General features: G+C 51.0%; 13 protein-coding genes, 1 tRNA gene and 2 pseudogenes. 1 reads left to right on the forward strand and 15 read right to left on the reverse strand.

Annotated elements, in window-relative coordinates; translation table 11 throughout:
* From VF260_07535 to VF260_07545, 3 genes are all read right to left on the reverse strand, one after another.
* The coding region (locus tag VF260_07535; protein ID HEX7057032.1) for an FAD-dependent oxidoreductase at window positions 1–1,132 on the reverse strand (1,132 nt) is incomplete at its 3' end.
* Window positions 1,125–2,180: an electron transfer flavoprotein subunit alpha/FixB family protein gene (locus VF260_07540; GenBank protein ID HEX7057033.1), complete on the reverse strand. Its 1,056-nt coding sequence runs from the start codon at window positions 2,178–2,180 to the stop codon at window positions 1,125–1,127. The genes VF260_07540 and VF260_07535, both read right to left, overlap by 8 nt.
* 57 nt (window positions 2,181–2,237) lie before the next feature.
* Window positions 2,238–3,068: an electron transfer flavoprotein subunit beta/FixA family protein gene (locus VF260_07545; protein HEX7057034.1), complete on the reverse strand. Its 831-nt coding sequence runs from the start codon at window positions 3,066–3,068 to the stop codon at window positions 2,238–2,240.
* Between the two features lie 409 nt (window positions 3,069–3,477).
* Here VF260_07545 and VF260_07550 point away from each other — a divergent pair, with 409 nt between their 5' ends.
* A complete protein-coding gene (locus tag VF260_07550) occupies window positions 3,478–3,576 on the forward strand; it encodes a YjcZ family sporulation protein (protein ID HEX7057035.1) in 99 nt (32 codons plus the stop codon).
* Between the two features lie 78 nt (window positions 3,577–3,654).
* Here the strand turns inward: VF260_07550 and VF260_07555 are convergent, their stop codons facing one another.
* The 12 genes and pseudogenes from VF260_07555 to VF260_07610 all read right to left on the reverse strand — a co-directional run bounded on the left by VF260_07555 (window position 3,655) and on the right by VF260_07610 (window position 13,936).
* The gene (locus VF260_07555) at window positions 3,655–4,674 is read right to left on the reverse strand and encodes a DUF3231 family protein (protein ID HEX7057036.1); all 1,020 of its coding nucleotides are present in this window, start codon (window positions 4,672–4,674) and stop codon (window positions 3,655–3,657) included.
* Between the two features lie 201 nt (window positions 4,675–4,875).
* Window positions 4,876–4,962, reverse strand: a tRNA-Ser gene (locus VF260_07560).
* Between the two features lie 62 nt (window positions 4,963–5,024).
* Window positions 5,025–6,299, reverse strand: coding sequence for a serine--tRNA ligase (serS, locus tag VF260_07565; GenBank protein HEX7057037.1), 1,275 nt, complete (start codon window positions 6,297–6,299; stop codon window positions 5,025–5,027).
* 111 nt (window positions 6,300–6,410) lie between these two features.
* The gene (locus VF260_07570; GenBank protein ID HEX7057038.1) at window positions 6,411–7,283 is read right to left on the reverse strand and encodes a cation diffusion facilitator family transporter; all 873 of its coding nucleotides are present in this window, start codon (window positions 7,281–7,283) and stop codon (window positions 6,411–6,413) included.
* Window positions 7,284–7,369: 86 nt separating this feature from the next.
* Window positions 7,370–7,969 (reverse strand): pyridoxal 5'-phosphate synthase glutaminase subunit PdxT, encoded by a 600-nt coding sequence (gene pdxT / locus VF260_07575; GenBank protein HEX7057039.1) that lies wholly within the window; start codon window positions 7,967–7,969, stop codon window positions 7,370–7,372.
* Window positions 7,970–8,005: 36 nt separating this feature from the next.
* Complete coding sequence (gene pdxS / locus VF260_07580) at window positions 8,006–8,887, reverse strand: pyridoxal 5'-phosphate synthase lyase subunit PdxS (GenBank protein HEX7057040.1); 882 nt, start codon at window positions 8,885–8,887, stop codon at window positions 8,006–8,008.
* 92 nt (window positions 8,888–8,979) lie between these two features.
* Window positions 8,980–10,272, reverse strand: coding sequence for a D-alanyl-D-alanine carboxypeptidase family protein (locus tag VF260_07585; GenBank protein ID HEX7057041.1), 1,293 nt, complete (start codon window positions 10,270–10,272; stop codon window positions 8,980–8,982).
* A 157-nt stretch (window positions 10,273–10,429) separates the two neighbouring features.
* Window positions 10,430–11,890, reverse strand: a complete 1,461-nt coding sequence (guaB, locus tag VF260_07590; protein HEX7057042.1) for an IMP dehydrogenase — start codon at window positions 11,888–11,890, stop codon at window positions 10,430–10,432.
* Between the two features lie 155 nt (window positions 11,891–12,045).
* Window positions 12,046–12,417: pseudogene (locus VF260_07595) on the reverse strand (transposase).
* Between the two features lie 292 nt (window positions 12,418–12,709).
* Window positions 12,710–12,913 (reverse strand): annotated as a pseudogene (locus tag VF260_07600) (hypothetical protein).
* Window positions 12,914–13,164: 251 nt separating this feature from the next.
* Window positions 13,165–13,635, reverse strand: a complete 471-nt coding sequence (locus VF260_07605; GenBank protein HEX7057043.1) for a hypothetical protein — start codon at window positions 13,633–13,635, stop codon at window positions 13,165–13,167.
* 112 nt (window positions 13,636–13,747) lie between these two features.
* A complete protein-coding gene (locus VF260_07610) occupies window positions 13,748–13,936 on the reverse strand; it encodes a hypothetical protein (GenBank protein ID HEX7057044.1) in 189 nt (62 codons plus the stop codon).
* Window positions 13,937–14,121 lie beyond the last annotated feature (185 nt).

Raw genomic sequence — 14,121 nt, forward strand, 5'->3', positions numbered from 1 at the left:
TTTCCGGGTTTTCTTCTTTTAACAACTGGTGCATGCCCTTGTATTTCTTCAAATCTTTCATGATGAACGATTGCTTCACTTTCTCGTCGTATTTATACAATTGCGCTGCGGTGAAATCGCCTTTTTCCTTGGCTTCGATTATCGTTTCTGCCGCCAGCCGGCCGGATGTCATCGCCAGGTTTGTGCCTTCCCGGTGCACAAAGTTGACCATTTGCGCGGCATCCCCAACGATTACCCAACCTGCTCCCGACAACGCGGGCACCGAATGGTAACCGCCTTCGGGAATCAAGTGGCCGGAATATTCTTTCGTCTCCCCGCCCTGAATCAGTTTGCGGATCATCGGATGCTGTTTGACCGCGTCGAGAAGCGCGTACGGTTTGATTTTTTTATCCCGCAGATGGTTGACCATGACGCCGATGCCGAGCGAAATCGTTTCCTTGTTGGTATACAAAAATCCCATGCCAGCCATGCCAAGCGAAGTTTCGCCCATAAATTCAATGGTGACGCCTTCGTCGCCTTCAATATTGAAGCGGTCTTCGATTTTCTCTTTGGGCAGCGCGATTACTTCTTTGACCGCAAGCGACACCTCATCCGGCTTCCATTCCTTATGCACCCCCATGGCCTTGCCCAAAAGCGAGTTCACGCCGTCCGCAATGACCACTACATCGGCGTACAAATCGCCGTCTTCACGGTCCGTTTTGACACCTACCACTTTGTTGCCTTCGCGGATCACATCGGTCACGACCGTTTCATAAACCGGAATGGCGCCCGCTTCAACCGCTTTATTGGCGAACCATTGGTCAAACTTCACTCTTAAGCCCGTAAAGCAGTTCGGCGGCTCTTTAAACGCCTCGTTGCGATGTCCGAACGTAACGACGGATTGTTTGCCCATCATCCAAATGCGTTGTTCAACGATGTATCGTTCAACCGGGGCGTTTCTTTCTTTCCAAAACTCCGGAACAAGTTCCTCAATTTGCTTGCGGTATAAAACGCCGCCAAACAAATTTTTCGCTCCCGGAAATTCGCCGCGCTCCAGCAATACGACGCTTAAGCCCGCTCGAGCCATTGTCAGGGCGGCGGCGGTTCCGGCCGGACCCGCACCGACTACGATGGCATCAAATTTTTCATTCATGGACCAACGCCCCTCTCCGTTTTTTCACTTCCGCGGTTATCGCCGGGACGATCTTGAACAAATCCCCGACGATGCCATAATGGGCAAATTGGAAGATTGGCGCATCGGGGTCTTTATTGATGGCGACAATGCATTCCGAATTGCTCATGCCGACCGTATGCTGCACCGCGCCCGAGATCCCGATGGCAAAATACAGCTTGGGCCGCACCGTATGCCCGGTTTGCCCGACCTGATGGTCATGATTGATCCACCCGGCGTCTACCGCCGCACGCGACGCGCCTACTTTGCCGCCGAGCGCATCCGCCAATTCTTTCAGCATCTGAAACGGCTCCGGCCCGCCAAGACCGCGGCCGCCAGCCACAATCACTTCCGCTTCTTCCAGATTGACCTTGCCTGAATCGCCGATAAAATCGATTACCCTGGCGGCAATCTCCGCTTCTTTCATCGGGTTGTCAATTCTGATGATTTCCGCCCGGCGGCTCGTATCGCGCGGCAGAGCCTGGAATACGCCGGCGCGCGCGGTCGCCATCTGCGGACGATACTGTTTGCACAAAATTGTCGCCATCATCTTCTCTGAAAAGGCCGGACGGCTCGCCAGCAACAGCCGTGAAGGCGGCGCTTCCACATCAAGGGCCGTTGTGTCAGCCGTCAATCCGGTCGGCAAATGCGTGGCGATGGCCCCGGCCAGATCGCGTCCGGTTCCAGTTGCGCCGAACAATACGATTTCCGGTTTCGCTTCTTCGATCAATTTCAAACATACCCGGCTGTATGGGCGCGTCCGATATTCTCTCAATTCCGGAGCGTCGCACAAATATACTTTATCCGCCCCGTAATAAGCGGCTTCCTCCGCCAAATGCCCGACGCCATCGCCCATTACGAGCGCCAACAGATCCGTTTCCAATTTGTCGGCGAGCTTCCGTCCCTCGCCAAGCAACTGCCAGGAGACGCTTTTGGCTACCCCCGCGCGCTGCTCAACTACAATCAGCACTCCGCGATATGCCGACCAATCGGGCATTTCATCCACTTTTGCTTTTGCTTCCTCGCTCAACTTTGCAACCTCCCGCAGTTTTTTTGCAAGCTATATATTTTTCTGCAAGATTGAAAGCTATAAGCCAAGCTTTTGCGCCAATTCGCCCGCCCATAATTGGTCGGCTAAAGCGGCGGCAAGAGCTTCCGGCGTTTCCCCTTCCAGCATTTTTGTGTTTGCCGGCTTGACTTCCGGCACCCAGGTTTTGGCGACGATTGTCGGCGATCCTTTCAAGCCGATTTTGCTTCGGTCGAGTTCGGGAAAGTCGGCGGTTGTCCAAACGATCGGCTTATAACGGGCGGCCCGAATCATTCCGGGAAGGGAGGCCCTTCGCACTTTATTCAATTCTTTCAAAGCGGTAATCAGCACCGGCATTTTCGTTTCCACCACTTCAATGCCGTCTTCCAGAAACCGTTGCACCGTCACGCGGCGCGCGTTCGGATCAACCTGCACCACTTTGCCGACATAGGTCAACTGCTCCAGATCAAGCCGGCAGGCTACGCCCGGTCCAACCTGGCCCGTATCGCCGTCCAGCGTCTGTTTCCCGCAGAAAACGATATCGACCGGCCCCCACTCTTTGCCGCATTTTTCAATCGTCTGCGCAATGACATAAGACGTCGCCAGGGTGTCCGCCCCGGCAAACCCCCTATCCGTCACCAGCACCGCTTCATCGGCGCCAAGCGAAATGCATTCCTTCAACGCTTTCTCCGCCGGTGGCGGGCCCATGGTCACAACCGTTACCCTTGCTCCATGTTCGTCCTTGATCTTCAACGCCTCTTCCAGCCCGTGCAAGTCGTAAAAGTTGACGATGCTGGGCACCCCCTGGCGGATGAGGGTGTTCGTTTTCGGATCAATCCGGATTTCCCGGCTGTCCGGCACTTGTTTGACGCAAACTACAATGTGCAGCATACAATTCCTCCTTTTGTCATTACTTTCCATGTGAAAAATGTCACTTGTAAAACAACAAACAGCCGTGTACATCAATCAAAAAGATATGCGCCTGCTTCGCTAGACATTCCTATCAATATCAACCTTATTGTTTAATTATTCTTTCTTTTCAGACAAAATCCTGCTTCCGCACGCGAAAAAAAAAAAGAGTCCATGCGGACCATTTTTTGACGACGGCCAATCCCGATTTTAAACCTCTCCACAGACGAAAATGTATTTTACTTTATTCGTTGCGGGGAGGACCGGACTATGCACCTTCCCTTGGACAAGCCAAATTGGTTTAATAGCCATCAACTCGTGACAGTTGTATAAGCAAGTATTTTTACAATTTCATAATAATACATAACTTTATTTCTCCGGGGGTGAGAACATGAGTGCAGCTTGTGGATATCGCGGATACACGTCAACCGCAGTAATTCTTGTGCTTTTCATCCTGCTCGTCATTGTATCCCGATCCTTCTTTATCTAATGCAAGACAAAAGGGGCTCTTCTTGAGCCCCACAGAAACTATGCCATCAATGGCGGTAACGCATTTAGCCCGGACCGCTTAACCTGTAGTCAACGCTTCCCGTTCGGGAGCCTGCGGCATCTGTTCCAGCCACCCGTTTTCAATCAGGATATTCGAGCCATCCTCGGCACAATTCCCGACCTCCAATAAAAGGCGCCCATATTGAGCCGCCAAATCGTGTCTCGCGCATAATGACAAAGCATTTCCGTATGCTCTTATCCTCATGGTCAACAAATTCAATTTGTGGAATATCATCAATTTATCTGAAAACGGCGAGAAATTGGATGTTGTTACAAATTGGTCAATAATCGGCGGCGCCGGTATGTTCTCCTTTTGCAGTATATGGCTAAAAATTTCGTAGTGCTTGGCGTCCATTTTCATTACTCTGACGAAGTAATTTCGCGCATGGTCCGATTGTGCCACTTGACTAAAGCCAATCGCGATGGCTTTGCCAATCAAACTGTTTTCGGCGTTATCATGCAAATGGGCAATTTCAAGCGCGTTGAGCGGTCTGACCTTGCCTAAAAAGCCTTGCAAATAGCTTTGTTTTTCGACAAACATCACCTGGTTCGGATATGGAATTCCAGCCGGTTTTATCGTTAACCCTCTGCTGTTTAAACAATCTTCGACCTGTTTCAGCAACTCCGCCGTAGAGTTCCAGCATTGTGTAAAAAATGCGCGAACATCCGCCCTTGTACATAACGAGACAGCGATTCCATATAGGTTCAAGCCTATTTTTCCGTCGTATTTAAGCAGGAAAAGATAAAACTCGTCCGAGAATAATTTGGGCGCGCCCAAATTTACATCCTCGTCCGTAAACCCTTGGGGAATCGGATAGCCCTCCCGCATAAAAATGTCTTTGATCGATTGCGCAAACTGTCCGGTTAAGTCCAACGCCTTTTGCGCAATTGCTTTGATTTGCTGGTCTTCCATATGCTGAAGCGCGTAACGCAAAATGCAAATCGACATTGTATTTCCGAGATAAGTTGCCCAAAGCTTCCCTTGCTCCGCCGAAGTTAAATTTTCGCTTGGACCGTTCTTCCCTTCAGCTGCCCCCATTGCCGACACCTCAGTCTTTATCAATTTTCATTTATTTTCTCCCATGAATGAGCCGTTCATCCACTGCAGATAAATAAAATTCATGTTTCACAAAATAAAAACGCACCAGACCGCTTTGCAACGGCTGATGCGTGCGGAGCTCCGACGACCCAGGGTTCGAATCCCCCGATTTTATGGCATCGAAGCGTAATATGTAAGATACGGAGAGGGTGGGATTCGAACCCACGGTGCCCGTGAAGACACGGCGGTTTTCAAGACCGCTGCCTTAAACCACTCGACCACCTCTCCAAGCGTTGAAAAGCCGCAATAACTGCGGCAACTAGCATTTTAACACAGATTGCAAAGTTGAATCAACCGGTGATTTTATCCGTTCGCATATAAGGGCGAAGCACCTCGGGAATCAGGACGCTGCCGTCCGGCTGCTGGTAATTTTCCAATATGGCCGCAACCGTTCTGCCGACAGCCAGCCCCGAACCGTTTAATGTATGCACAAATTCCGGTTTGGCGCCTGTCTCCCGGCGGAAGCGGATATTTGCCCGCCGCGCCTGAAAATCTTCGAAATTGCTGCACGAGGAGATTTCCCGGTACGCGCCGCTTGACGGCAGCCATACTTCCAAATCGTACGTTTTCGCTGCGGAAAAGCCCAAATCACCGGTGCATAGCACGACGACCCGATACGGAAGATTAAGCAGCTGCAAGACATGCTCCGCATTCGCCGTCAGCTTCTCCAATTCGTCATAAGAGTGCTCCGGCTGCACAAGCTTGACCAATTCGATTTTGTTGAATTGATGCTGGCGAATCAGGCCGCGGGTATCCCGCCCTGCCGCACCCGCTTCCGAACGGAAACAGGCGCTGAACGCCGCAAAATATTTTGGCAGTTCCGCAATGGACAAAATATCTTCACGGTGAAAATTGGTCACCGGAACTTCAGCGGTTGGTATCATATAATAGTCCGTATTTTCCAATTTGAACAAGTCCTCGGCAAACTTCGGCAACTGGCCGGTCCCAACCAAACTGCCGCGATTGACGACATAAGGCGGCAGCATCTCCACATAACCATGCTCGGTGCTGTGCAAATCCATCATAAAATTAACCAGCGCGCGTTCCAGTCTGGCGCCCAACCCTTGGTAGAAAACAAACCGGGAGCCGGTCACTTTGGCTGCTCGCTCAAAATCAAGTATCCCGAGTTCCTGGGCAATGTCCCAGTGGGCTTTCGGTTCAAAGTCAAACGCCCGGGGTTCGGACCATTTGCGAACCTCGACATTTTGCTCTTCGGAGGCGCCGATCGGTACACTTTCATGCGGAATATTCGGAATCGCCAAAACCAGGTCCGCTATTTGCCCTTCGACCAGCCGGATTTCCTCGTCAAGCGCTTTAATGCGTTCATTGACTTCGCGCATTTCGGAAATATGCGCATCGGCGTTTTCGCCGGCCTTCTTCAATTTGGCAACTTCCTGCGAAACGATATTCCGCTTGTTTTTTAATCCTTCACTTTCCATCAGCAAGTCCCGGCGGCGGCGATCCAGCGCGGGAAATTTCCGCACGTCGTCCAGATTTTTGCCCCGATTGATCATTGCCTTTTCGACACGCTCAAATTCGTTGCGAAAAACTTTAACATCTAACACTAAAAAACGCCCCCAACTCAAGATCAGCTTCATCCGCCACTTACGCATACGGAAGGCGGGCCAACCTGAAAAGCAGCCCGCTTCCAGTATACTTTACACCACTCAAGACAATTAATCAACGGATTCATACCACGGATTTAGATGGATCAACACTTCATCGACGTTTGTGTACTTGTTCATGATCGCATTCTTGATATTGCGGGAAACGTCATGGCCCTCTTGTATGCTTAACTGCGCCGGCACGCTGACGCGCACGTCAACCAATATGTAATGGCCCAGTTCGCGCGCCCGGATGCGGTCGATCCGTTTTACGTGCTCTACAGCGTTGACCAGGGAGGCAAATTCCTCCAGTTTTTTGGCGTCGATGCTTTTTTCCATTAAAATATCGGTCGCTTCTTTGCCCATTTGCACTGCCAACTTCAGCACGAGGGCGGAAACGACAATCCCGGCGACGGGATCGCCAAACTGCAAGAGCGGGATATCCCATTTGTCGCCGATCATGCCAAGGCCAATGCCTGCGACCGCCGCGACCGAGGCATAAACATCCGCCAAGTGATCGTAAGCGGTGGCGATGAGCGCTTTGGAGCGTTTTGCCCGGCCAATTTTCATGGAATAAACATAAAGCCACAATTTCCACAGCAAGGAAACAATTGCAACAATGAATGCGGTGAATTCGGCGGGCACAACCGGCGCAAACAGCGCCAATATGGAGTGATAGCCAATATAGAGCGCTGCCAGGATTAATAAAATGGCAACGGCGGCAGAACCGACAACTTCCGCTTTGCCATGGCCATACGGGTGGTCTTCGTCAGCCGGCCGACTGGAAACACGGATTGAACTTAACGCCGCCCCGGTAGCGATTACATCCCCGGCATTATGCACTCCGTCCGCCAATAAAACCTGGCTGTTGAACAATACGCCCGCGATGATCTTTCCGCCGGTCAACAGGATATTGCTGATCAAGCTTATCCACATCGCCAGCATGGATCGATTGTTCTTGTCTTCAGCCACAAAAGATTCCTCCAACCATTTTTCTTGCTTCAGGGAAACAAAAACCCTTGACTGATTCGTCAAGGGTTTTTGCGGTTCGCCACTGTCGCCATGCTTTCCTTAACCATTTCGAGAAAATAGCTGTGTAAGCTAAAATCGTCGGTCAACTCCGGATGAAACGAAGCGGCAAGCAGGTGACCTTCCCTCGCCGCGACAATCTCGCCGTTTGCTTCGGAAAGAACTTGCACGTTTGGCCCCACCCGGGTAATCAACGGGGCGCGAATAAAAACTGCCCGCAACGGATGGTCAATACCTTTAAACGCCAAATCCGTTTCAAAGCTTTCCCGTTGTCGGCCGAACGCATTGCGCTGCACGGTAATATCCATTAACCGCAAATGCGGTTCTTCCTGTCCGGCAAGCTCCTTGGCCAGCAGGATCATCCCCGCGCAGGTGCCAAAAAGCGGCTTTCCTTCCGCGGAAAAAGCGCGCAACGCGTCAATAAAGCCATATTCCCGCATTAACTTGCCGATCGTCGTGCTTTCTCCGCCGGGAATGATCATTCCGTCGATATCCTGAAGCTGTTCCGTCTTTTTTATCGCTATGCCTGTCGCACCGGCTTTTTCGATCATGTTAATATGCTCGGCCACCGCGCCCTGCATGGCAAGAATGCCGATGTTCATGCCTGTTTCCTTCTTTCGTTATGCAAATGCTGGCGATTACCAGCCGCGCTCCTGCATTCTTTCCGCGGCGGCAATTTTGGATATTTCGATTCCCTTCATAGGCGCGCCCAAATTTTTGGAAAGTTTTACGATCAGATCATAATCGGTATAGTGCGTAGTTGCTTCTACGATCGCTTTGGCAAATTTCTCGGGGTTTTCCGACTTAAAGATACCCGAGCCGACAAATACGCCGTCCGCGCCCAAATGCATCATCAGCGCCGCATCTGCCGGTGTGGCGACGCCGCCGGCGGCAAAGTTAACGACAGGGAGGCTGCCTTTTTCATGCACTTGCAGCAACAGTTCATACGGCGCACCCAAATTTTTCGCTTCCGCCATTAATTCATCGTGGGACATCCCTTGCACCCTGCGAATTTGCCCCATCACCATGCGCATGTGGCGCACCGCCTCCACAATGTTCCCCGTTCCCGGTTCACCTTTGGTCCTGATCATCGACGCGCCTTCGCCGATACGCCGCAACGCTTCGCCCAAATCGCGCGCGCCGCACACGAACGGTACGGTAAATTCACGTTTATTGATATGGAACACTTCATCCGCCGGGGTCAACACTTCGCTTTCGTCGATGTAGTCGACGCCCATGGCTTCCAGCAATTTGGCTTCGACGAAATGCCCGATTCTCGCTTTCGCCATAACCGGGATGGACACGGCATTCATAACCGCTTCAATAATCGTCGGATCGGCCATACGGGCTACCCCGCCAGCCGCGCGAATATCTGCAGGCACCCGCTCCAGTGCCATAACCGCTGATGCTCCCGCCGCTTCGGCAATTTTCGCCTGTTCGGCATTCATGACGTCCATGATGACGCCGCCTTTTTGCATTTCCGCCATTCCGCGTTTTACACGCGAGGTCCCTGTCTCCATCGTATGTTCCTCCAAATCCGAGTAAATTTCTAAACATTTATTTTACATGAAGCAAGGCAAATATACAACACGAAAGTGCCGTCGGAAGGCCGTCAGAACAAGCTTTTTATCCCGGAAAACAGATCTTTGAAAAAGTTGCCGATTCCCCGCAATGCCAGACGCCACCAGCTTGCCTTCTCAACATTCTCGGCGGCGACAAGATTTACGGTTTGCTTGATTTGGGGGTTCGTTTTGTAAATCAAGGTAACGGTGCCCAAAACATCGCCTTTTTCGATGGGGGCGACAATCTCATTTTCCGGTTTGGATGACGTCTTGATGGTAAAATCGTCCTTGGACGCATTCTTTGGCAATACAAATTCCATACCTTTTTCGGTGACAAGCGAAACCTTTTTGGCAACGCCTTTTTTCACAGGCAAAACATGCAGCGCGGGAATTTCCGTTTTTGCCGTTAAAATCGTCTTTTTCGTAAAATTGTTGAACCCGTAATCAAGCAGTTTGGCCGTCTCCAAAAAACGTTTCGGCTCCGACTTCGTCCCCATGACCACAGTGATCAGACGCATGCCGTCACGCTGCGCGGTGCCGGTAAAACAGTATCCGGCGGCATCGGTATGTCCGGTTTTTAATCCGTCCAATCCCGGATATGCAAATTTGGAAAAGTTGTTGTTATACGATTTCCATCCTTCCAACATCCAGTTCCAGTTCGGCATCAAATACCGGTCATCGCCGGGCTTCAAGTAAGCCTCCGTTTGGCTGGTGAATTTCAACGCCTCCGGGTGGTCGTTCACAATGTGCATCCCCAGCTTTGCCGCATCGCGGGCTGTCATCAGCGTTTCCCCCGGGAGGGACTGCGGGTCGTAACCGGTTTCGGCCAGCATGGAACGGTCCAATCCGGTCGGATCGATGAAGTAGGCTTTATCGGAGAGCCCCAATTCTTTCGCCGTTTTGTTCATCAATTGGGCAAACTTCTCCACGCTTCCCGCGGCAACATACTCGGCCAGAGCGGTAGCGGCATCGTTGGATGAATATATGGAGACGGCTTTAAACAAATCTTCAACCGTATAGGTTTCACCTTTTGCCAACAAACCGCCGGAGCCGCCGATATTGGCGGCATGTTCGCTGACCGTTACTTTGCTGTCCCATTGAATCGCGCCTTTTGATATCTTGTCCAAAATAATGTATTCCGTCATCATTTTCGCCATGCTGGCAGGGGGCAGAGCTTCGTCGGGATTGATTTCCAGCAACGATTGGCCTGTAGACGCCTCAATTATGATCGCGGAAGTTGCTTCGACGCTGATCGGTACGGGCGCATCTGCCATCGTGGCAGCCGGATGAATAAAGAACGAAAAAGTTTGCAATAATAGGGTAATAGTAGCTGTTAATGCCACGAATTTTACCTTCTGTATGCCAAAAAACCGCTTCGACAATGTTCTCCCACCTATCCCTTTTTTCGTCTATCCATTGTAACATATGAATAATCGCAAAAAAAGACAGGGAAAAATTACCCTGCCGCTCTGTTCTTATGGTCTTTCGCTTGTGTTGCAATCAGGAGAGGGAATAATTCGGCGCTTCTTTGGTAATTTGCACGTCGTGCGGATGGCTTTCCCTTAATCCCGCATTCGTAATGCGAATGAATTGCGTATCGTTTTTCAATTCTTCGATATTATGCGCGCCGCAATAACCCATACCGGAACGCAGCCCGCCGATCAGTTGCGCGATCGTGTCGGCCAGCGGGCCTTTATAAGGGACGCGTCCTTCGATTCCCTCCGGAACCAGCTTGCTTTCATTTTCCTGGAAGTATCTGTCTTTGCTCCCTTCCTTCATCGCGCCTAGCGAGCCCATGCCGCGGTAAACCTTGAACCGTCTGCCTTGATAAATTTCCGATTCGCCCGGGCTTTCTTCCGTGCCGGCAAACAAACTGCCGATCATAACCGCATCGGCGCCGGCCGCGATTGCCTTGACGACATCCCCGGAGTATTTAATCCCGCCGTCGGCAATAATCGGGACGTTGTATTTTCTTGCTACCGTCGCACAGTCATAGATCGCGGTAATTTGCGGAACTCCGATTCCCGCAATGACACGGGTCGTGCATATCGATCCGGGGCCCATTCCCACTTTGACCATGCTGGCGCCCGCCTCGATCAGATCTTTCGTGCCTTCCCCCGTCGCCACGTTGCCGGCGCAAAGCGGAAGATCCGGGTATTTTTGCCGCAATTTTTTTACGGCATTGGAAATATTGATATGGTGGCCGTGGGCGGAATCGATCACGAGCATGTCAACTCCCGCCTGGACAAGCGCTTCCGCCCGCTCCATGTAATCTTTCGATACGCCGATAGCGGCGGCCGCCAACAGACGGCCGTGCGAATCCTTCGCCGCAATCGGGTATTGGATTGCTTTTTCGATATCTTTAATGGTGATAAGTCCTTTTAGCTCGTAATTGCTGTCGACGATCGGCAACTTTTCGATTTTATGCTTCTGCAGGATCACTTCGGCCTCCTGCAGCGTGGTGCCGACCGGAGCCGTCACAAGATTTTCTTTGGTCATCACTTCTTTGATTTTGATGGAATAATCATGGACAAACCTTAAATCGCGGTTGGTAATAATGCCGACCAATTTGTTGTGCTCATCGACGATCGGCACGCCGGAAATGCGAAACTTGCTCATCAGTTCTTCCGCGTCGTAAACATGGTGTTCCGGCGTCAGCGAGAACGGGTTGGTGATCACTCCGCTCTCCGAACGCTTTACCCTGTCGACTTCTTCCGCCTGCTGCATGACGCTCATATTTTTGTGAATGACACCGATTCCGCCTTCCCGGGCAATGGCAATCGCCAAAGCGGCCTCGGTCACCGTATCCATCGCCGCACTGACAAACGGTATGTTGAGTTTTATCGATTCCGCAAGACGGGTCGAAATGTCGATTTCACGGCCGAACACTTCCGATTTCCTGGGAATTAGCAACACATCGTCGAAAGTTAAACCTTCCTTTGAAAATTTAGATTCCCACACGTAAGTTTACCCTCCTACAGGTTTTCTCGTCTGGACCTGTCTCCGTATATTATTGCAAGTTTAGCAGAAGCTGAAAAACCCTGTCAAGGTGAGGCGTTTGGTAAGCGTCAAATAGCCCCCATCTGTTTTTCAGATGAGGGCTTCGATACACTGAATTAGGTTGTAAACATGCGACAAGTCAACGGCAGCGATGACGACCAAGGCAAGAACTGATCCAGCATCCCCGGATCTTTCGGATCCGCAAGCTGCGGAAGCTGCTCGAACAGATACGTCAGGTATTGGAACGGATTTAGTCCATTCTCTTTCGCCGTCTCGATCACGCTGTAAATGATCGCGCTGGCTTTTGCACCGCGTGGCGTGTTGGCGAACAGCCAGTTCTTCCGTCCAATCACGAATGGCTTGATCGACCGCTCGCTGCGGTTGTTGTCGAGCTCCAGACGTCCGTCTTTCAGGAAGGACGTCAGCTTGTCCCATTGGTTCAGGCTGTAAGCAATTGCCTGTCCGAGCAGGCTTTTCAGCAATATTCGGGATCAACTCGGCTAGGTCTTTGCCGCCATGTTCCCGATCCTCCCGCAACTCTTGCTCCTCGATCTCTGCAAATAGCTGTTTCACTTCCTCTTCCAACTTGGCTTTTTGCCTTTTGACCGCTTTTCCCCAAACGAAGGTATACCGGTTCGCATTTGCTTCGATCTTTGTGCCATCGACAAAGTAATGCTCCAGTTTGATGTAGCCTTCGGCCGTAAGCAACTTCAGCATCCCGGCAAAAATTTTCTCCAACTGCTCTTTCATCCGCTCAGAACAAAACCGGTTAATGGTCCGAAAATCCGGCTGCTGGCGGCCTGCCAGCCACATGAATGGAATGTTTTCGCGCACTGCCCTGGCGATCTGGTCTGGAGGTATAGATACGCTGCGAGTAGGCGTAGACAATGACCTTGGTAAGCATCTTGGGATGATAACTATTCCGTCCGCCTCCAGGATAGGCTGCTGTAAATAAACGGTCGTCCAGTCGGTTGATGAAGTCATTGATGACCCGTGCGACGTGTCGGGGCGGGATCTCCATTTCCAAATCCATTGGTAGACACAGCTGATCCATGGTGTACTCAATAAACAAAGAAACCTTTCCTTTTGTTAATGGTTGCTCGACACTTCCATTTTACCAAAGGAGGGTTTCTTTTTGTTTTACAATGTGAGAAGGGGCGGTCCCGCAGTCATGCTGGATGACTTTTGGGACAGCCTCTTTTACTTTTGTCGCGACAGTTCCGATCTGTCGCATCTTAGGGCAGCTGCGCTTCCTCTCCGGGGGCATCGTCCAATGCGTTCAGGAACTGTTTAAGATCAGGTTGATCCGCGATGTAGCTGCCATGATCCCGACGAATCTCGAAACCTGCGGAATCCGTATTGACGATCCAGATTCTTTCACCGCGTTCTAGCGTGATCTCCCCCTGCGCTGTTGCAGGTTTCAGTTCAATGATGATCGCAGCCGAGGGATCGTTCGTTTCCTTCTCTGCTTGTTGGACATACTTGGCGGAGTTGAACCAATTCAGGATTTGTTTGGTTTCGATTTCCGAGGCGTGCCTCCAGCCATCTTCAGTTTGGATGGACGGACCGGAAAACCGGATATTTTGAACATGCTTGATGGCGATCGCGGTATGCCGCAGACGGTGTGATTCGGACCAGACGGTCCATCCGGTCCATCCGATTACTGCGAGCAAAACGACAAAAAGGATGACGGCGTTTTTTTTCATTTGCCCTCCCGGCCCATTGCGGACGTTTCTTACACATCTCTCTTTATCATACCAAAAGGGAAAACTTAGATAAAGTCCTCCCTTTTTGCATGTTTATCATTTCATCATATGCTCAGTACCCCAATCCGTTGCCTGGCCCCCATTTCCAAACCCCGTAAACAATAATATTGTTGTTATACGTGGTTTCCGTCGTATCGGCCACGTTAAAATCCGACATTTCAAGCGCTGTTGATTTGTCGATATGTCTCCAATCGGGGTCTTGGTAACCGGAAGAAGAATTATAAGTCCAGGTCAGGGCCACTCTTCCTCTTTCCCACGTGGAATAAACTTCAACCTCCTGATTCCACTGCGTATGATCGAACGAGTTCTTCGAACAGTTCGCAGTTTGGAACGTAAACCAAAGGAAGCATACATCAAGGCGCTGTATGAGCTTGGGGACATTTGCGAATTCGATTGGGGTGAAGTGAAGCTCAAAATCGGTGGGAA

This window comes from Bacilli bacterium (assembly GCA_036381315.1).
Classification (GTDB): Bacteria; Bacillota; Bacilli; order Paenibacillales; family KCTC-25726; genus DASVDB01.